At 72.2% G+C, this 19,503-nt stretch carries 15 protein-coding genes; 4 read left to right on the forward strand and 11 right to left on the reverse strand.

Annotation, left to right across the window (positions count from 1 at the left end; all coding sequences use genetic code 11):
* Nucleotides 1-13: 13 nt before the first annotated feature.
* From infB to rimP, 4 genes are all read right to left on the reverse strand, one after another.
* On the reverse strand, nt 14-3,160 hold the full coding sequence (gene infB / locus ACWY4P_RS15760) for a translation initiation factor IF-2 (RefSeq protein ID WP_456211181.1): 3,147 nt from the start codon (nt 3,158-3,160) through the stop codon (nt 14-16).
* Nucleotides 3,161-3,320: 160 nt separating this feature from the next.
* Nucleotides 3,321-3,611 (reverse strand): YlxR family protein, encoded by a 291-nt coding sequence (locus ACWY4P_RS15765; protein WP_456211182.1) that lies wholly within the window; start codon nt 3,609-3,611, stop codon nt 3,321-3,323.
* Nucleotides 3,612-3,709: 98 nt separating this feature from the next.
* Nucleotides 3,710-4,702 carry a transcription termination factor NusA gene (gene nusA / locus ACWY4P_RS15770; RefSeq protein ID WP_456211183.1) on the reverse strand — a complete coding sequence of 331 codons (993 nt, stop codon included), beginning with the start codon at nt 4,700-4,702 and terminating at the stop codon, nt 3,710-3,712.
* A gap of 2 nt (nt 4,703-4,704) precedes the next feature.
* Nucleotides 4,705-5,238, reverse strand: a complete 534-nt coding sequence (gene rimP, locus ACWY4P_RS15775) for a ribosome maturation factor RimP (protein ID WP_456211184.1) — start codon at nt 5,236-5,238, stop codon at nt 4,705-4,707.
* Nucleotides 5,239-5,375: 137 nt separating this feature from the next.
* On the opposite strand from rimP, the gene ACWY4P_RS15780 reads away from it, so the two are divergent.
* The 3 genes from ACWY4P_RS15780 (at nt 5,376) to ACWY4P_RS15790 (ending at nt 8,428) form a co-directional block, all read left to right on the forward strand.
* A complete protein-coding gene (locus ACWY4P_RS15780) occupies nt 5,376-6,017 on the forward strand; it encodes a hypothetical protein (protein ID WP_456211185.1) in 642 nt (213 codons plus the stop codon).
* An 808-nt stretch (nt 6,018-6,825) separates the two neighbouring features.
* A complete protein-coding gene (locus tag ACWY4P_RS15785; protein ID WP_456211186.1) occupies nt 6,826-7,329 on the forward strand; it encodes a ferritin-like domain-containing protein in 504 nt (167 codons plus the stop codon).
* A 154-nt stretch (nt 7,330-7,483) separates the two neighbouring features.
* On the forward strand, nt 7,484-8,428 hold the full coding sequence (locus tag ACWY4P_RS15790; RefSeq protein WP_456211187.1) for an aminoglycoside phosphotransferase family protein: 945 nt from the start codon (nt 7,484-7,486) through the stop codon (nt 8,426-8,428).
* Between the two features lie 207 nt (nt 8,429-8,635).
* Here ACWY4P_RS15790 and ACWY4P_RS15795 read toward each other — a convergent pair whose 3' ends face one another.
* From ACWY4P_RS15795 to ACWY4P_RS15825, 7 genes are all read right to left on the reverse strand, one after another.
* Complete coding sequence (locus ACWY4P_RS15795) at nt 8,636-10,336, reverse strand: proline--tRNA ligase (RefSeq protein ID WP_456211188.1); 1,701 nt, start codon at nt 10,334-10,336, stop codon at nt 8,636-8,638.
* Nucleotides 10,337-10,421: 85 nt separating this feature from the next.
* Complete coding sequence (locus ACWY4P_RS15800; RefSeq protein ID WP_456211189.1) at nt 10,422-10,988, reverse strand: GNAT family N-acetyltransferase; 567 nt, start codon at nt 10,986-10,988, stop codon at nt 10,422-10,424.
* Nucleotides 10,989-11,013: 25 nt separating this feature from the next.
* Nucleotides 11,014-11,859 (reverse strand): GNAT family N-acetyltransferase, encoded by an 846-nt coding sequence (locus tag ACWY4P_RS15805; protein WP_456211190.1) that lies wholly within the window; start codon nt 11,857-11,859, stop codon nt 11,014-11,016.
* Between the two features lie 176 nt (nt 11,860-12,035).
* Nucleotides 12,036-13,193, reverse strand: a complete 1,158-nt coding sequence (ispG, locus tag ACWY4P_RS15810; RefSeq protein WP_456211191.1) for a flavodoxin-dependent (E)-4-hydroxy-3-methylbut-2-enyl-diphosphate synthase — start codon at nt 13,191-13,193, stop codon at nt 12,036-12,038.
* Nucleotides 13,194-13,334: 141 nt separating this feature from the next.
* The gene (locus ACWY4P_RS15815) at nt 13,335-14,639 is read right to left on the reverse strand and encodes a M50 family metallopeptidase (RefSeq protein WP_456211192.1); all 1,305 of its coding nucleotides are present in this window, start codon (nt 14,637-14,639) and stop codon (nt 13,335-13,337) included.
* Nucleotides 14,636-15,901 (reverse strand): 1-deoxy-D-xylulose-5-phosphate reductoisomerase, encoded by a 1,266-nt coding sequence (gene dxr / locus ACWY4P_RS15820; protein WP_456211193.1) that lies wholly within the window; start codon nt 15,899-15,901, stop codon nt 14,636-14,638. The genes ACWY4P_RS15815 and dxr overlap by 4 nt, the downstream gene beginning before the upstream one ends.
* 169 nt (nt 15,902-16,070) lie before the next feature.
* A complete protein-coding gene (locus tag ACWY4P_RS15825; RefSeq protein ID WP_456211194.1) occupies nt 16,071-18,014 on the reverse strand; it encodes an acyl-CoA dehydrogenase family protein in 1,944 nt (647 codons plus the stop codon).
* A 251-nt stretch (nt 18,015-18,265) separates the two neighbouring features.
* On the opposite strand from ACWY4P_RS15825, the gene ACWY4P_RS15830 reads away from it, so the two are divergent.
* A complete protein-coding gene (locus ACWY4P_RS15830; protein ID WP_456211195.1) occupies nt 18,266-19,282 on the forward strand; it encodes a LacI family DNA-binding transcriptional regulator in 1,017 nt (338 codons plus the stop codon).
* The last annotated feature ends 221 nt before the right edge of the window (nt 19,283-19,503 follow it).

Below are 19,503 nucleotides of genomic sequence, written 5' to 3' on the forward strand. Positions count from 1 at the left end.
GAGCAGCAGCGCGTCAGCCGCGCGGCTTCTCGCGCATCTCGTAGGTGGCGATGACGTCGTCGATCTTGATGTCGTTGTAGCTGCCGAGGTTGATACCGCCCTCGAAGCCCTCGCGAATCTCGGTGACGTCGTCCTTGAAGCGGCGCAGGCCCTCGATGTTGAGGCTCTCCGCGATGACCTTGCCGTCGCGGATGAGGCGCGCCTTGGTGTTCCGCTTGACCTCGCCGGAGCGGATGAGCACACCCGCGATGTTGCCCAGCTTGGACGAGCGGAAGACCTCGCGGATCTCCGCCGTGCCGAGCTCGACCTCTTCGTACTCCGGCTTCAGCATGCCCTTCAGGGCCGCCTCGATCTCCTCGATCACCTGGTAGATGACCGAGTAGTAGCGGACGTCCACACCCTCGCGCTCGGCCATCTGCGTGGCACGCCCCTCGGCGCGCACGTTGAAGCCGATGACGATGGCGTCGGATCCCGTCGCCAGGTCGATGTCGGTCTCGGTGACCGCACCGACACCGCGGTGCAGCACCCGGAGGTCCACCTCGTCGCCCACGTTGAGCTGGAGCAGCGAGGACTCCAGGGCCTCCACCGAACCGGACGCGTCGCCCTTGATGATGAGGTTGAGCTGCTGCACCTCGCCGGCCTTGAGCACCTTGTCCAGGTCCTCCAGCGACACCCGGCGGGTCCGCTTGGCGAAGGCGGCGTTGCGCTCACGCGCGGCGCGCTTCTCGGCGATCTGGCGGGCGGTGCGGTCCTCGTCGACGACGAGGAAGTTGTCGCCCGCGCCGGGGACGTTGGTGAGACCGAGCACCAGGACCGGGGTCGAGGGGCCCGCCTCGTCCAGCGCGTTGCCGTTGTCGTCGAGCATCGCCCGGACGCGGCCGTACGCGTCGCCGGCCACCATCGTGTCGCCGACCCGCAGGGTGCCGCGCTGGACCAGCACGGTGGCCACGGCGCCGCGGCCACGGTCGAGGTGCGCCTCGATCGCGATGCCCTGCGCGTCCTGGACCGGGTTGGCCCGCAGGTCGAGCGAGGCGTCGGCGGTGAGGACGACGGCCTCGAGAAGGTCGTCGATGTGCAGACCCTGCTTGGCGGAGATGTCGACGAACATGGTGTCGCCGCCGTACTCCTCGGCCACCAGGCCGTACTCGGTCAGCTGACCGCGCACCTTGGTCGGGTCCGCGCCCTCGACGTCGATCTTGTTGACCGCGACCACGATCGGCACATCGGCCGCCTTGGCGTGGTTCAGCGCCTCGACCGTCTGGGGCATCACACCGTCGTTGGCCGCCACCACGAGGATCGCGATGTCGGTCGACTTGGCACCGCGGGCACGCATGGCGGTGAACGCCTCGTGACCCGGGGTGTCAATGAAGGTGATCTTCCGGTCCTCGCCGTTGACCACGGTGGCGGCCTGGTACGCACCGATGTGCTGGGTGATGCCGCCGGCCTCGCCCGCGATGACGTTCGTCTTGCGGATCGCGTCCAGCAGCCGGGTCTTACCGTGGTCGACGTGACCCATGACGGTCACGACCGGCGGACGGGAGACGAGCGCTTCCTCGCCGCCCTCGTTCTCGCCGAACTCGATGTCGAAGGACTCGAGAAGCTCGCGGTCCTCCTCCTCCGGGCTGACGATCTCGATGTTGTAGTTCATCTCGTCGGCCAGGAGCTGCAGCGTCTCGTCGGAGACGGACTGCGTCGCGGTGACCATCTCGCCCAGGTTGAACATCACCTGGACCAGGGACGCCGGGTTGGCGCTGATCTTCTCCGCGAAGTCGGTGAGCGAGGCACCACGCGACAGCCGGACCGTCTGGCCGTTGCCGCGCGGCAGCATCACGCCGCCGATGGACGGGGCCTGCATGGCCTCGTACTCCTGGCGCCGCTGCCGCTTCGACTTACGGCCACGACGCGCCGGACCGCCGGGACGGCCGAAGGCACCCTGCGTGCCACCACGGCCACCGGGACCACCCGGACGGCCGCCGAAGCCGGGACGGCCACCGCCGCCACCGAAGCCGCCGCCACCACCGCCGCCGGGACCACCCGGACGGCCGGCGAAGCCGGGACGGCCGGCGCCGCCGCCACCACCGCCGGGACGGCCGGCGAAGCCGCCGCCGCCGCCCGGACGACCGCCGCCGCCACCGGGGCGACCGGCACCGCCGGGACCGCGACCGCCGCCGCCACCACCGGGACCCGGACGCGGGCCCGCGGCAGGACGCTGCGGCATCATGCCGGGGTTCGGACGGGGACCGCCGGGGCCACCGCCCGGACGGGGGCCGCCACCTTGCGCGCCCTGCGGACGCGGCATCCCACCCGGGGTCGGCCGGGGGCCGCCGCCGGGACCGCCACCGGGACCGCCGGCAGAACGGTGTCCGCCGCCCTGTCCGCCCTGCGGACGCGGGCCGCCGCCGCCCTGGCCACCGGGGCGCGGGGCGCCGCCGGGACGGGGCGCCTGGGGGCGCGCCATGCCGGTGGAGCCACCGGAGGTGAAGGGGTTGTTACCCGGACGCGGACCGGCCGGACGGGGACCGCCCGGACGCGGAGCCCGCTCGCCGCCGGGACGCGGCGCGCCGCCGGGACGGCCGCCCTGACCCTGGTCACGGCCCTGTCCCGGACCACCGGGACGGGCGCCGGGGCGCGGGCCGGGGGCGCCGCCGGGCTTGCCCGGGCCGCCCGGCTTGGCGCCGGTGGGCCGCGGGGCCGCCGACGCCGACGCCGGCGCGGGCGACGGCGGGGCGGTGAACTCGGGCTGGGCCGGAGCCGCGGGCTGGGCCGGAGCCGGCTTGGGGCCGGGGGTCGGCCGTGCGCCAGGGGCGCCGGGGGTGGGCCGCGGGCCCGGGGCGGGCGCCGACGGCATGCTCTTGGGGCCCTCGGCCACGACCGGCTTGGGGCCGGGGGTCGGGGGCTTGGGGGCAGCGGGACGTGCCGCCGACGCCGGGCTGGGCGCGGACGGCTTGACGGGCGCCGCCTTGCGCGGCCCCGAGGGCTTGCCAGCGGCCCGGCCGGAGCCGCCCTGCTGGAAAGCGTCAGTCAACTTGCGAACAACCGGCGCTTCGATCGTCGAAGACGCCGAACGGACGAATTCGCCAAGTTCTTGGAGCTTGGCCATGACGACCTTGCTCTCAACTCCGAACTCCTTGGCGAGTTCGTATACCCGGACCTTAGCCACTTCGCTCCTTCTGGTCCGGGGTGATCGTCCGCCGGACCGTCGCTACTTCATGGGCGTACTCATCGCGTACTCATCGAGTGCTCATCGCAATCTCGACCTACTTCCGACTCGCGAGGTACCTGACCGCACGGTGACCCGTGCCGTTCTTTTCTTTCATTTCTTACTGCGCCGCTGCCTGCTCGGCGTGCTCGACGTAGCGGCGCAGTGCCGTGGTGTCGAGCGGCCCCGGCCCTCTGAAGGCCCGGGGAAAAGCCCGGCGGCGGACCGCCAGGTCGAGGCAGACCCGTGCGGGATGCACATAAGCACCCCGGCCGGGCAGCGTACCGCGCCGATCGGGGACACAAACGCCCTCGGCCGTCACGATCCGCAACAGATCGTCCTTGGCCGCCCGCTCCCGGCACCCCACACAGGTTCTCTCAGGGCAGGCGCGAGCACGCGTGCGGCCAGACACTGCTTAAGTCTACCTCCCTGAGCCGACCTCACCCCTTGGGGGATGCGATCGAGCGGTCAGATGTTCTCGGCTGGATCCCGGAGGGCCGTCCCGCCGAATCAGCCTTGCTCGGCGGGCTGTTCCGTGTCGGGCCTGATGTCGATCCGCCAGCCCGTCAACCGGGCCGCCAGCCGGGCGTTCTGCCCTTCCTTCCCGATCGCGAGGGAGAGCTGGTAGTCCGGCACGGTGACGCGCGCGGAGCGCGCCGCCAGGTCCACCACCTCGACCTTGCTCACCCGGGCCGGCGACAGCGCGTGCGCCACCAGCTCCGCCGGGTCGTCGGACCAGTCCACGATGTCGATCTTCTCGCCGTGCAGCTCGGCCATCACGCTGCGGACCCGGCCGCCCATCGGGCCGATGCACGCGCCCTTGGCGTTCAGACCCGAACGGGTGGAGCGAACGGCGATCTTGGTGCGGTGGCCCGCCTCGCGCGCGATCGCCGCGATCTCCACGGAGCCGTCCGCGATCTCCGGCACCTCGAGCGCGAAGAGCTTCTTCACCAGGTTCGGGTGGGTGCGCGACAGGGTGACGGACGGGCCGCGCACGCCCTTGACCACGCGCACGACATACGAGCGCAGCCGGGTGCCGTGTGCGTAGTCCTCGCCCGGGACCTGCTCCTGCACCGGCAGGATCGCCTCGAGCCTGCCGATGTCCACCAGGACGTTCTTCGGGTCCTTGCCCTGCTGGACGACGCCCGTGACGACATCGCCCTCCCGCCCCGCGTACTCGCCGAAGGTGATCTCCTCCTCGGCGTCCCGCAGCCGCTGAAGGATGACCTGCTTGGCGGTCATCGCGGCGATCCGGCCGAAGCCGGAGGGGGTGTCGTCGAACTCCCTGGGCTCCTCGCCCTCCGCCAGGTCCTCGGCGTCCTCCTTGGCCCACACCGTCACATGGCCGGTGGCCCGGTCCAGCTCCACGCGGGCCCGGCGGCGGCTCCCCTCGGTGCGGTGGTACGCGATGAGGAGGGCCGACTCGATCGCCTCGACCAGCAGGTCGAACGAGATCTCCTTCTCCCGAACCAGACCCCGCAGGGCACTCATGTCGATGTCCACGGCTACGCCTCCTCCTTGCTCTCGTCGCTCGCGCCCACGGCCTTCTCGGCGGGCTCGGCGGGCTTGCGGTTGAACTCGATCTCCACACGCGCCTTGGAGATCTCCTTGAAGGCCAGCCGTCGGGCAGTGGGTCTGCGCCCCTTCACGCCCGGCACCTCCACGTCGAGCCCGTCGTCGTCCACCGCGGTGATCCGCGCGACCAGCTCGCCGCCCTCCGCCAGCCGCGCCTTGATCAGGCGGCCGGCGGCCCGGCGGTAGTGGCGCGGCTCGGTCAGGGGCCGGTCGGCGCCGGGAGAGGTGACTTCCAGGACGTAAGGGTGCTGACCCATCGCGTCGGTGTCGTCGAGCGTCTGCGAGATCGCCCGGCTCAGCTCCGCACACGCGTCCAGCTGCACGCCGTCGTCGGAGTCCACCACGATACGGAGCACGCGCCGCTTCCCGGCCGGTGTCACCTCGACCTCTTCCAGATCCAGGTCCCGCGCGCTGACCAGCGGTTCCAGCAGTCCGCGCAGCCTCTCGCTCTGGGTGGTGCTCATCCGGGTGACTCCTCGGCCGCGTGTGCTGTTGTGGGAAGGTCGCGTGTCAGGTCAAAGCCTATCCGTTCCGGCGGCCGACTGACGATTCGGTGGCTGGTGCCCGGCGGTCGCCCCGCGCGAGGGTACGCTCGCCTGCTGTGATCACCAACGGCGGCCGGGAGCGGTCGCAGCCCGGAAAGAGGAACGTGCCGATCACGACTCCCTCACCGCCCCCGCGCCCACCGTCCCCGGGTCGGCGGAATCTTCTGCTGGCCGGCGGTGCGACGGGGGCCGCCGCGCTGCTGGCCGGCTGTTCCGACGGCTCCGGGGCCCGGCCCGACGCGGCCGGAGCCCGGGCGGGCGAGGAGCGGCTGCGCGCCCGGGGCGCGCGCGACTCCGCCGCGCTCTTGGCGCGCTACGACGCGACCGCCGACGCGCATCCGAGGCTGACGGACCGGCTGCGGCCACTGCGCGAGGAGACGGCCCGCCACCTGGAAGCCTTCCGCACGCCCGACCGTCCCGGTACGTCCTCGGGCTCCCCTTCCGGGTCGTCCCCGGCGTCCGCCTCCGCCGCCTCCCCTTCCGGTTCGCCGTCCGCCTCCGCGGGCGCGGCGCGGGTGCCGGACGTGCCGAAGGACGAGAAGAAGGCCCTGGCCGCCCTCGCCCGCGCCGAGCGCCACACCGCCGACACCCGCACCGCCGCGCTCCGCGACGCCTCACCCGAGCTCGCCCGTCTCCTGGCCTCGATCGCCGCCTGCGGCGCCGCACACGCGTACCTGCTCACGTCGGGGGGCTCATGACCCCGCCGGCCGAGCCCGCGTACCCGGCACCCCCGGGAACGGGCGCCGGGCCGCGCCCGCACGCCGCCGCCACGGTGCGCGTCACCACCGCGGTGGGGCGGCGCGGCGGCCTCCGCGAGGCGCGGCCCGATGCCCGGGCCCGGAAGCGGACCACCCGCGGCGGCGCCCGCGCCGCCGCGGAGGCACATTGCGCCGTGAGCGCGACGGAGGCTCGCGGGCCCAGGCCGCACGACGCGGCGGGCGGGCCCGGGTGGATGGGTTGGCGGTGCCCGCGCCGCCCTGGCGCCGCACGCACACCGCGGGCACAGGCCGCGCGTGGCGGCGGCGTCCGCGCCGCCACCTGCGCGGGCGCCCGGCCTCGGCTCTCGCCGCAACCACGGGCCCGAGCCGCGCGATGCGCGCCGCCAGGGAAACGCGTGCGGGCTGGGCGCCGGGCGGACGCCGGGCACACCGCAGACGCCGCGGCGCCCGGACAGCGCACGGCAACGGTGCCCGCGCCGCCACAGGCACCCGGCCCGCCCCGGTCGCTCGGCGCGCACCGCGGCCACAGGCACGCGCGGGGCAAAGGCACCCCCGGCGCCGGGCGCCCCACGCGTACCGCGAACAGCTCGCCCCGGACAGCGCGGGGCGACGGCGCCCGGGGCGGCCCGGGCAGGCGGCGCGCACCGCGCCGCGGCGCCGCCGCCTGCGCGGGGCCCCGCCCGGGCGCCGCTCCGCACACCACAGGGCCGCGCCGCGTGCCGCGGCGGTGCCCGTGTTCGTACCGGCTACCGATCGGCGGAGCCGACCGCCGCGGAAGGGGACTGACATGACCGCCTCGACGGCCCGCGCGCGCCGCGGGGGGCGCGCCATGGCGCTCAAGGCCACGCAGGCGGCGCTCGCCGCCGAGCATGCCGCCGTCTACGGGTACGGCGTGGTCGGTGGGCGGATCGGTGACGACCGGCTGCGAGAGGCCCGGGACGGGTACGCCGCGCATCGCGCGCGGCGGGACGCGCTCGCGCGTACGGTGCGCGATCTGGGCGGGACGCCGGAGGGCGCGGCGCCCGCTTACGCGCTGCCGTTCGCGGTGCCGGACGCCGCGGCCGCGGTACGGCTTGCCGCGGAGCTGGAGAGCCGGGTGGCCGCCGTCTACGCCGATCTGGTCCGGGCCGCCGACGGTGCCCTGCGCCGTGAGGCGGCCGGGGCGCTGCGCGAGGCGGCGGTCCGGGCGGTGCGCTGGCGAGGCAGCGGCGTAGCCTTCCCTGGGCTCACCGAACGCGCCGCCGCGGCAAGTCCGTCGCCGTCGGCGAGCGCGTCCGCGGGCGAGTTGTGACGGTCGGCCGCGACTGTTGGATCATGGTGTGCCGACGGCCTCGGCTGAGCCCGGGCGGAAGCCGGTGAGCAACAGACGTGACAGCACACGAAGCAGATGAACGACGTTTAAAACGGTAAAGACAACAGAGACAGCAAAAGGGGACAGCTCGGCGATGGCATCGGCACCGCAGCCCGGAGGCCCTGAGACGGCCCCCATCACCCTGCCGCAGCGGCTGCTGGACTCGCTGAGCAACGACCCCGAGAGCCCGGCCCGTGTCTGGCTGGCCAAGCTGCCCGAGCTGGTCGCGCACCAGCTGCGCGCCTGGGAGCTGACGCTCGAGCGGGTGCCGAGCCCGGGCGGCCGGAGCAGCCTGATCGTGCTCGTACGGCAGGCCGACGGCACGCCCGCGACGCTGAAGTTCCCCACGCCGGGCCCGGCCGCGGGGCATGAGCCGGCGGCGCTCGCGCACTGGAACGGCTGGGGCGCGGTGCGCCTGCTGCGCGACGACCCCGAGAGCGGGGCACTGCTGCTGGAGCGGCTGCACAGCGCGGTGTCGCTGCGCTCACTGCCCGAGGCCAAGGCGCTGCTGGAGGCGGCGGGCACGGTGCGCCGGCTGTGGGTGCCGCCTGTTGAGGGGCACTCTTTCCGCTCGGTCGCGGCTCGGACCGGCGAGGGGGTCGAGACGCTGCGGCTGATCGCCGCGGGGCCCTGGGCGGCGGACGCACGGCCGCTCGTCGACGAGGCGCTGGAGCGGCGCGAGGAGCTGTCCGGGCAGGCGCCGGAACACCTCCTGCTGCACGGCGACTTCCGGCAGGGGAAGGTGCTGGCCGGAGAGCGCGCGCCGTGGCTGGCCGTGGGGCCCGCGCCGCTCGTCGGCGAGCGGGCGTACGACCTGGCGCAGCTGGTGCTCGACCGCTGCGAGGACCTGGCCGCCGGGTCGGGACCGGCCGCGGCCGCGCGCCGCCGCGTCGCGAAGCTGGCGGACTCGCTGGAGATCGACCGGGACCGGCTGCGGGGGTGGACGCTGTTCCGGGCGGTCGAGGCCGGGCTGCGGCACGCCGCGGTCGGAGACCGGCGGCGCGGCGAGCTGCTGCTGGAGTTCGCGGGCTGGTTGTAGGCCCCGGCTGGTCCGCACGGCCTGTTGGCCGGTCGCAGGCCACTGGCCGATTGCAGGCCACTGGCCGGTCACAGCCCGCTTCCGGCCGGCCCTGTAGGCCCGGCGTTCGCGGCCACGCCTCGCGCGCACGCCGCGCCCCTCCCAGCGCCCCGGTCGCTCTCCAGGAGCGATCGGGTCACGGAAGGGGCGGCCGGGCCGTCGGGGCCGTCAGGCGGTGAAGCGGGACACGACCTCGTCGACGGGGAGCTCCTCGCGCTCGCCCGTGCGGCGGTCCTTGAGCTCGACCACGCCGTCCTTCGCGCCGCGGCCGACGACCAGGATCGCGGGCACGCCGATCAGCTCGGCGTCGGTGAACTTCACGCCCGGCGAGACGCCGGCGCGGTCGTCGACCATGACGCGGACGCCCGCCGCCGCCAGCTTGTCCGCGAGCTCCAGGGCCAGCTCGGTCTGGAGCGCCTTGCCCGCGGCGACGATGTGGACGTCGGCCGGGGCGACCTCGCGCGGCCAGCACAGCCCGGACTCGTCGTGGGTCTGCTCGGCGAGCGCGGCCACGGCGCGCGAGACGCCGATGCCGTACGAGCCCATGGTGACCCGGACCGGCTTGCCGTTCTGGCCGAGCACATCGAGCTGGAAGGTGTCGGCGTACTTCCGGCCGAGCTGGAAGATGTGGCCGATCTCGATGGCCCGGTCGAGCGCGATGCCGGCGCCGCAGCGGGGGCAGGGGTCGCCGGGCTTGACCACCACGACGTCCAGGTACTGGTCGACCTCGAAGTCCCGCCCGCAGACGACATTGCGCGCGTGCTTGCCGGGCTTGTTGGCGCCGGTCACCCAGGCGGTGCCGGGCGCGACGCGCGGGTCGGCCAGGTAGCGGAAGGACTTCCCGGCCAGGCCCTGCGGGCCGATGTAGCCGCGGACCAGGTCGGGGCGGTCGGCGAAGTCCTCGGCGGTGACGACCTCGACCTCGGCCGGGGCGAGGTGCTCGGCGAGCTTGCCGAGGTCCACCTCGCGGTCACCGGGGACGCCCACCGCGGTGATCTCGCCGTCGACCTTGACCAGGAGGTTCTTCAGGGTGGCGGAGGCCGGGATGCCGAGGTGCTCGGCGAGGGTGTCGATGGTCGGGGTGTCGGGGGTGTCCAGCTCCTCGACCGGGCCGTACTCGGCCCCCTCGACGGGGGTGACGGCGAGGGTGACCGCTTCGGTGTTGGCCGCGTAGTCGCAGTTCGGGCAGTCCACGAAGGTGTCCTCGCCGGCCGCGGCCGGGGCCAGGAACTCCTCGGAGGCGGATCCGCCCATGGCGCCGGAGATCGCGGAGACGATGCGGTAGTCCAGGCCGAGGCGCTCGAAGATCCGCTGGTAGGCCTGGCGGTGCAGCCGGTAGGACTCGGCCAGGCCCTCGTCGGTGGTGTCGAAGGAGTACGAGTCCTTCATCTGGAACTCGCGGCCGCGCAGCACGCCGGAGCGCGGGCGGGCCTCGTCGCGGTACTTGGTCTGGATCTGGTAGAGGATCACGGGCAGGTCCTTGTAGGACGTGCACTGGTCCTTGACCGTCTGGGTGAAGATCTCCTCGTGGGTCGGGCCGAGGAGGTAGTCGGCGCCCTTGCGGTCCTTGATCCGGAACAGCAGGTCGCCGTACTCGTCCCAGCGGCCGCTGGCCTCGTACGGCTCGCGGGGCAGCAGGGCGGGCAGGAGGACCTCCTGGGCGCCGATGGCGTCCATCTCCTCGCGGACGATCCGCGCCACGTTCTCCAGGACCTTTTTGCCGATGGGCAGCCAGGTCCAGATGCCCGCGGAGGTGCGGCGGACATAGCCGGCGCGGACGAGCAGCTTGTGGCTGGCGGTCTCGGCATCGGCCGGGTCCTCGCGCAGCGTCTTCAACATCAACCTGGACATGCGCTGGACGTGGGCCATGGTTCTTCTCCTGCGTGCGAGATGGGATGCCCAGGAGATTAACCGTTGCTGGTCCGCACCGGGAAATGGCCCGGCATACGGAGAATCAGCGGCACAGCGGGAGCGGGGCGCCCATGACCGCGTAGGGGGTCGGCGCGCTCGGGAAGAGCACCGGGCGGGCGAGGTCGCGATAGCCGAGGGCGCGGTAGAGGTGGCGGGCCGGGCTCTCGACATCGATCGCGGAGAGGATGGAGCGTGGCTGGACCGCTCCGTCGGTGATGTTGGTGATCAGTGACCGGCCGATGCCGTGATGCTGGTAGTCGGGGTGGACATGCAGCTCGGTGATGACGAACGAATCGTCCAGCCAGTCCTCGTGGCCGGTGTCGCGCAGATACGGCTCGACGACGGTGGACCACCAGTGCGTACGGTCGTTGGGCATGCCGTAGACGAAGCCGACGAGCCGACCGGTGCGGGTGGTGGCGCCCAGCGCGTGGGCGCCCGGGCTGGTGAGGTGGCGCAGCACGATGTGGCGCCGTACGCCGGCCTCCTCGTCGGTGAGCCCGAAGGCGACCGCCTGCACGGCGAGGGCCTCGTCCACGCGCGCGGCGAGATCGAGCGGCCCCACGACGATGCCCTGCGGGTCCGGTGGCCCTTCGCCAGGTTGTTGCAGCATGGGCGGCACCCTACTGGGCCGTCGATCAGAACAGCACACTCATGAACGCGCCGACCTCCTGGAAGCCGACCCGGCGGTAGGCGGCGCGGGCGGCGGTGTTGAAGTCGTTGACGTAGAGGCTGACGACGGGCGCGACCTCGCTCAGCGCATAGCGCAGGACGGCGGCCATGCCGGTCTCGGACAGCCCGCGGCCGCGGTATTCGGGGGCGACCCAGACGCCCTGGATCTGGCAGGCGTGGCGGGTGGCGGCGCCGATCTCGGCCTTGAAGACCACCCGGCCGTTCTCGATGCGGGCGAAGGACCGCCCGGCGCTGACGAGTTCGGCGACCCGGGCCTGGTAGAGCAGCCCGCCGTCGCCGGCGAGCGGCGAGACCCCGACCTCTTCGGTGAACATGGCCACGCACGCGGGCATGATCACGTCCATTTCGTCCTTGTGGACGCGGCGGACGAGCGGGTCGGGCGCGATACCGGCGGGCATGACGGTGGTGGCCATGAGCGGCTGGTGGGCGCGGACCTCGCGGGCCGGTCCCCAGCTGCGCTCGAGCAGCGACCAGAGCTCGGCGGTGGTGTCGGCGGGGCCGACGATGGAGGAGCAGCGGCGGCCGGACCGGCGGGCGCGCTCGGCGAAGCCGCGTACGGCCTCGGGGGTGGCGCAGATGGGGACGAGGTTGGCTCCGGCGTAGCAGAGCGATTCGAGCCGACCACCGGTGTACCAGCCCCACATCTCGCCGCCGAGCCGCCAGGGGTCCAGGCCGGCGACCTGGACGCGGGCGGCGACGAAGGCGTTGGAGACCGGGTCTCGGTCGAGGACCGCGAGGGCCTCGTCGAGCTCGTGGGGCTCGAGCACCCTGGTGGTGGACGTCGTCAGCACGTGTCGGTATGCCTCACCGGTTGCGGCCGAGGGCCAGAAGATTCGATTCTCCGCACTGTACCTCGGGGGTCGCCTCAGCCACCGCCCGCGTTCACCGACCGGGCCGTGGTCCGGTCGGGCGCGGGCGGTGGGGACGAGCGGTGGGGCCGCGGTGGGGATGGGCAGCGCGGTAGGCGTCAGCCGGCGACGGAGACCTCGGGCTCCCCGGAGGCGACGCCGTCCTTCTCCATCTGCTCGGCGATCTTCATGGCCTCGTCGATCAGGGTCTCCACGATCTTCGACTCGGGCACGGTCTTGATCACCTCACCCTTCACAAAGATCTGCCCCTTCCCATTCCCCGAGGCCACCCCCAGATCCGCCTCACGCGCCTCACCAGGACCATTGACCACACACCCCATCACCGCGACCCGCAACGGGACCTCCATACCCTCCAGACCCGCCGTGACCTCATCCGCCAACTTGTACACATCCACCTGCGCCCGACCACACGACGGACACGACACGATCTCCAACCGCCGCTGCCGCAGATTCAACGACTCCAGAATCTGGATACCGACCTTCACCTCCTCCACCGGAGGCGCCGACAACGACACCCGGATCGTGTCCCCGATCCCCTCACTCAACAGCGCACCGAACGCCACCGCCGACTTGATCGTCCCCTGGAACGCCGGCCCCGCCTCCGTCACCCCCAGGTGCAGCGGATAGTCACACCGCTCCGCCAGCTGCTGATAAGCATTGATCATCACCACCGGATCGTTGTGCTTCACCGAGATCTTGATATCCCGGAACCCGTGCTCCTCGAACAGCGAGCACTCCCACAACGCCGACTCCACCAACGCCTCCGGCGTCGCCTTCCCGTACTTCGCCAGCAGCCGCTTGTCCAACGACCCCGCGTTCACCCCGATCCGGATCGGGGTCCCCGCATCCGACGCGGCCTTCGCGATCTCCTTCACCTTGTCGTCGAACTGCCGGATATTCCCCGGATTCACCCGCACCGCAGCACACCCGGCATCAATCGCCGCGAACACATACTTCGGCTGGAAATGAATATCCGCGATCACCGGAATCTGCGACTTCCTCGCGATCACCGGCAACGCGTCCGCATCATCCTGCGACGGACACGCCACCCGCACGATCTGACACCCCGACGCCGTCAGCTCCGCGATCTGCTGCAGCGTCGCACCCACATCCGCCGTCACCGTCGTCGTCATCGACTGCACCGACACCGGCGCGTCCCCGCCCACCGCCACCGACCCGACCTGGATCTTCCGGCTGACCCTGCGGTCGGCGAGCTTGATCGGAACGGAAGGCATTCCAAGCGAAATCGCTGTCATCTGGCGAGCAACCCCAAGGTCATGAATGAAGGTCCCGAGATCGGCGGGCTCCGGTGTCCGAGGTTACGGCACCGTACGAGGGCCGGGCACGCTGCGATTCCGAAATGCACCCAAAGGTGCACTTCGGGGCATTTCCCATCATCAGGAGATTTTCACCGGATTCACCACGTCAGCCACCAGCACCAGCAGGGTGAAGCAGATGAACACCCCGGCGATCACATAGGCGACCGGCATCATCTTGGCCACATCGAACGGCCCCGGGTCGGGGCGGCGGACCAGCCGGGCCGTGTGGCGCCGCACGCCCTCCCACACCGCGCCCGCGATATGCCCGCCGTCCAGCGGCAGCAGCGGCAGCATGTTGAACAGGAAGAGCGAGAGGTTGAAGCCGGCCACCAGGAAGAGCATGGTGGCGACCCGCTGCGAGGCCGGGATGTCGAGGTTGGCGACCTCTCCGCCGACTCGCGCCGCGCCGACGACGCCCATCGGGGAGTCAGCCTTGCGCTCGCCGTCGCCGAAGGCCGCGTTCCACAGGTCGGGGACCTTCGAGGGGAGGGCGACCAGCGAGTCGATGCCGTCCTGGACCATATTGCCCATCCGGTCCACCGACTGGCCGAAGGACTGCTTGACCACACCACTCGCCGGAGTGAAGCCGAGGAAGCCCGCGGTGACGTACTTCCCCTCCACATAGCCGCCCCGCCCGTCCGACTTGGCGACCTGGTTCTCGATGAGCACCGCGTGCAGATCCTTGCGGGCCCCGTCGCGCTCAACGGTGATCGTCGCGGGGCCGGTGGTGTTGCGGATGTGCTGCTGGAGGCTGCTCCAGTCCGAGGTCGGCTCGCCGTTGAAGGCGACGATCTTGTCGCGGGGCCGCAGCCCCGCCGCGTTGGCCGGGGAGTCCTTGGCGCCCTTGGGGCACTTGTCGGTCGAGGCCGAGGCCGCGACCACGCACTTCTGCACGGTGCCCACGGTGGTGGTCTGGGTGTTGAGACCGAAGGACATCATCACGCCGAGGAAGATCGCCACGGCGAGCACCAGATTCATGAACGGCCCGGCGAACATCACGATCACGCGCTTCCACGGCTTGCGCGTGTAGAACATCCGGGTCTCGTCGCCGGGCTGCAGCTCCTCGTAGGCAGCCGACCGGGCGTCCTCGATCATGCCGCGCCACGGCGAGGTGGAGCGGGCCGCTATTTTCCCGTCGTCCCCCGGCGGGAACATCCCGATCATGCGGATATAGCCGCCGAACGGGACCGCCTTGACGCCGTACTCCGTGTCCCCCTTCTTCCGGGAGAAGATCGTCGGGCCGAAGCCGACCATGTACTGCGGCACCCGGATACCGAAGAGCTTGGCCGTGGAGAGATGGCCGAGCTCGTGCCAGGCGATCGAGAAGAGCAGTCCGACGACGAATACGACTATGCCGAGGACCGTCATCATCAGTGTCGTCATGCGCGAGCCTCCGGAGTCGCGTTCGCCGCGCGGGCGGCCAGTTCACGGGCGCGGGCACGGGCCCAGGCCTCGGCCTGGAGGACGTCCTCGACCGTGAGCCGGGTTCCCGCGGTGGGGGTGCCGTGTTCGGCCACCACATGGGCGACCGTATCGACGATTCCGTTGAACGGCAGCTTCCGGTCCAGGAAGGCGTCCACACACTCCTCGTTCGCCGCGTTGAAGACAGCGGGCACGGTGCCGCCGAGCGCGCCGACGTGGCGGGAGAGGCCGATCGAGGGGAAGGCCTCGTCGTCCAGCGGGAAGAACTCCCAGGTGTGCGCCTTGGTCCAGTCGCAGCCCGGCGCGGCGTCCGGCACCCGGTCCGGCCAGCCGAGACCGAGCGCGATCGGCATCCGCATATCGGGCGGACTCGCCTGCGCCAGGGTGGAGCCGTCAATGAATTCGACCATCGAGTGGATATACGACTGCGGGTGGACCACAACCTCAATCCGGTCGAAGGGAATGTCGTAGAGCAGATGCGCCTCGATGACTTCCAGCCCCTTGTTGACCAAGGTCGCGGAGTTGATCGTGATCACCGGGCCCATGTCCCAGGTGGGGTGGGCCAGCGCCTGCTCGGGCGTGACCTCGGTCAGCTCCTGCTTCGTCCGCCCCCGGAACGGCCCGCCGGACGCGGTGACCACCAGCCTGCGGACCTCCTGCCGGGAGCCGCCGAGCAGCGCCTGGAAGAGGGCGGAGTGCTCGGAGTCCACCGGCACGATCTGCCCGGGCTTGGCCAGGGCCTTGACCAGCGGCCCGCCGACGATCAGCGACTCCTTGTTGGCCAGCGCGAGCACCCGGCCCGCCTCGAGCGCGGCGAGGGTGGGCGCCAGGCCGATGGAGCCGGTGATGCCGTTGAGCACGGTGTCGCACTCGGAGCGGGCCAGCTCGGTGGCCGCGTCCGGGCCCGCGACGATCTCCGGCAGCGGCTCCCCCGCCCCGTACCGCGCGGCCAGCGCCTCGCGGACCTCGGGCACGGCCTCCGGCCGGGCCACCGCGACCACCCGCACCCCGAGCCGGTGAGCCTGCTCGGCGAGCAGCCCGGCCCGTCCGCCGGCGGCGGACAGTCCGGTCACCCGGAAACGGTCGGGGTTGCGCAGCACCACGTCGATGGCCTGGGTGCCGATCGATCCGGTGGAGCCCAGGATCACGATGTCGCGCGGGCCTCCGGTGGCGGCGGTAGCCGCCGGAAAGCGGAGGTGCGGGTCAGCGAGGGAATCCGTCATTGCCCCATTGTTGCCCTTCGCACACCGCTCGGGTGACCGGGTCCGGCAGCGGCACGGTGAACTCGGGGCTCAACCCCGCCCCGAGTTCACCGCAACCATCAATTGAGGAACCCCCGCGGCGCCCAGCCACCTCCGCGAGAGCGGCGCCGGTTCAGGCGCAGAAGGGCGCTCAGGCGCAGGGCCTGATGGGCCTGTGGACGTTTTCCTTCGTGGCCGGGCCGGGCGTGGCGTCGGCGATCCAGGGGCCGTCGCCGCTGGGGTCGATCACGCCCTCCTCCAGCCAGGTGTACGAGCCCGCCAGGACGCCCGAGACGACCTTGCGGTCGAGCTCGTCGGTGTTGGTCCACAGCCTGGCGAAGAGCTCCTCGGCGCGGATCCGCGCCTGTCGGCAGAAGACGTCGGCCAGCTGGTACGCCTCGACGCCGTGGTCGCCCGTGGTGCGCAGCATCTCGGCCCGTACGCAGGCCGCGCTCATGGCGAACAGCTCCGCGCCGATGTCCACGATGCGGCCGAGGAAGCCCTGCTTGGTCTCCATCCGGCCCTGCCAGCGGGACATGGCGTAGAACGTGGTCCGGGCGAGCTTGCGCGCCGAGCGCTCGACGTAGCGCAGATGCGGGGAGAGGTCCCGGTGGCGCGGCGGGTTGAATTCGGCGTACGCGCGGGGGAGTTGGCCGGGGCCGGTGACCAGGCCCGGCAGCCAGCGGGCGTAGAAACCGCCGGCCTTGGCGGCCGCCTTGCCCTTGTCGGCCAGCGACTTGTCCGGGTCGATGAGGTCGCCCGCCACGGACAGATGGGCGTCCACGGCCTCGCGGGCGATCAGCAGGTGCATGATCTCCGTCGAGCCCTCGAAGATGCGGTTGATGCGCAGGTCGCGGAGCATCTGCTCGGCCGGGACGGCCCGCTCGCCGCGGGCTGCGAGCGAGGCGGCGGTCTCGAAGCCGCGGCCGCCGCGGATCTGGACCAGCTCGTCGGCCATCAGCCAGGCCATCTCGCTGCCGTACAGCTTGGCCAGCGCGGCCTCGATGCGGATGTCGTTGCGGTCCTCGTCGGCCATCTGGGAGGCCAGGTCGATCACGGCCTCCAGGGCGAAGGTGGTCGCCGCGATGAAGGAGAGCTTGGCGCCGATGGCCTCGTGCCGGGCGATCGACTTGCCCCACTGCTCGCGGGCCGCGGACCACTCGCGTGCGATCTTCAGGCACCACTTGCCGGAGCCCGCGCACATCGCGGGCAGCGAGAGCCGGCCGGTGTTGAGGGTGGTGAGGGCGATCTTGAGCCCGGCGCCCTCCGGGCCGATGCGGTGGGCGGCGGGGACCCGGACCCGGTGGAGGCGGGTCACTCCGTTCTCCAGGCCGCGCAGGCCCATGAAGGCGTTGCGGTTCTCGACGGTGACGCCCTCGGAGGCCGTCTCGACGATGAAGGCGGTGATGCCGCCCTTGTGGCCCTCGGACGCGGGGACGCGGGCCATGACCACGAGGAGGTCGGCGACCACGCCGTTGGTCGTCCACAGCTTCACTCCGTCGAGGATGTAGTCGTCCCCTTCGGGTACGGCGGTGGTGGCGAGCCGGGCCGGGTCGGAGCCCACGTCCGGCTCGGTGAGCAGAAAGGCCGAGATGTCGGTGCGGGCGCAGCGGGGCAGGAAGGTGTCCTTCTGCTCCTGGGTGCCGAACAGCTTGAGCGGCTGCGGCACGCCGATCGACTGGTGGGCGGAGAGCAGCGCGCCGATGGCCGGGCTCACCGAGCTGACGAGGGCCAGGGCCTTGTTGTAGTAGACCTGGGTGAGGCCGGCTCCGCCGTACTTGGGGTCGATCTTCATGCCGAGCGCGCCGAGCTCCTTGAGGCCCTCGACCGTCTCGTCGGGGATCTTGGCCTCGCGCTCGATGCGGGCGGCGTCGATGCGGGTCTCGCAGAACTCGCGCAGCTTGTCGAGGAACTTCTCACCGCGCCGTACGTCGTCCGGGGCGGGGGCGGGGTGGGGGTGGATCAGATCGAGCCGGAAGCGGCCGAGGAACAGTTCCTTGGCGAAGCTCGGCTTGTGCCATACCTGCTCGCGGGCTGCCTCGGCGACCCGGCGCGCTTCGCGCTCGGACACCGGCCTGACGGATGATGCGGTCATGGGTGCTCCCTTGCCGCGAAATTGGCGATCTCGTGACATTACCGGCACGTACGGTGCCAGTGTGCCTCCGGTCCGGCGGGGCGGCAAAGTGGGTGGCCCCAGGCGGTGGAAAAAGGCCAGTTGAAGCGCTTCGATTATCTGGACAGCGAACCCGGACAGGTTTACTGTCGATCCGCGCAGCCAGCCAGGAAGCACACGATATCCCAGTCGAAGCGCTTCACTGCGGCCCCCGTCGGACGGAGTCCCCCCGCATGGTCACCCTCGCCGAGGTCGCCCGGCACGCCGGCGTCTCCGCCAGCACGGTGAGTTACGTCCTCAGCGGCAAGCGCTCGATCTCGGCGCCCACCCGCGAGCGGGTCGAACAGAGCATCAAGGAGCTCGGCTACCACCCGAACGCCGGCGCCCGCGCCCTCGCCAGCAGCCGCTCCAACATCATCGCGCTGATGGTGCCGCTGCGGACCGATATGTATGTGCCCGTGATGATGGAGGTCGCCATCGCGGTGGCCACCACCGCCCGCACCCACGGCTATGACGTGCTGCTGCTGACCGGCGAGGAGGGCCCGGCGGCCATGCGCCGGGTCACCGGCAGCGGGCTCGCCGACGCCATGATCCTGATGGATGTGGAGCTGGAGGACGAGCGGCTGCCGCTGCTGCGGGACGCCCGCCAGCCCACCGTACTGATCGGGCTGCCCGCCGACACCGTCGGACTGACCTGCGTCGACCTCGACTTCACGGCGACCGGCGCACTGTGCGCCGAGCATCTTGCCGGGCTCGGCCACCGCGAGATCGCCGTGGTCGGCGAGGCGGCGGCGGTGTACGAGCGCCACACCGGCTTCGCCGTACGGACCCTGGAGGGGTTGCGCGGCCGCGCCCGCGAGCTGGGGCTGCGGCTGCTGCACCGCCCGTGCGAGGGCAGCTATGAGTCCATGGCCGGGGCGCTGGCCCGGATCTTCGACGAGCGCCCCGGCACCACCGGCTTCGTGGTGCAGAACGAGGCCGCCATCGACCCGCTGCTGAGCCTGCTGCGCCAGCAGGGCCGCGCGGTCCCCGAGGACGTCTCGGTGGTGGCGGTCTGCCCCGACCAGGTGGCCACCCAGGCCTCGGTGCGGCTGACCTCGGTCGCGATCCCCGCGCACGAGATGGGGCGGCGCGCGGTGGAGCTGGTGGTGGCCAAGCTGGAGGGGCGCGGCTCGGACGAGGTGGCCCTGCTGGCGCCCGAGTTGACCGTACGGGCGAGCTCGGGCCCGGCGCCGACCGCCGCGCCCTGACCCGGCCCCGGCCCCGGCCCGTAACGGCCGTCTGCCGCGCGCCACCGCGCCCTCCCTCTCGCCGAAGCCGCCGCCCGAAGCCCCCGCCCGAAGCCGCCGCCCGAAGTCCTGCCGAAGCCCCCCCCGGCAGTCCCGCTGAAGTCCCGCCCTCGAAGCGCCCTCGAGCCGTACGTCCCCGAAGCGATACGCCCGTAAAGCTCTCCCCGCCCGTACGTTCACCG

The sequence above is a fragment of the Streptomyces sp. LZ34 genome (genome assembly GCF_053890475.1).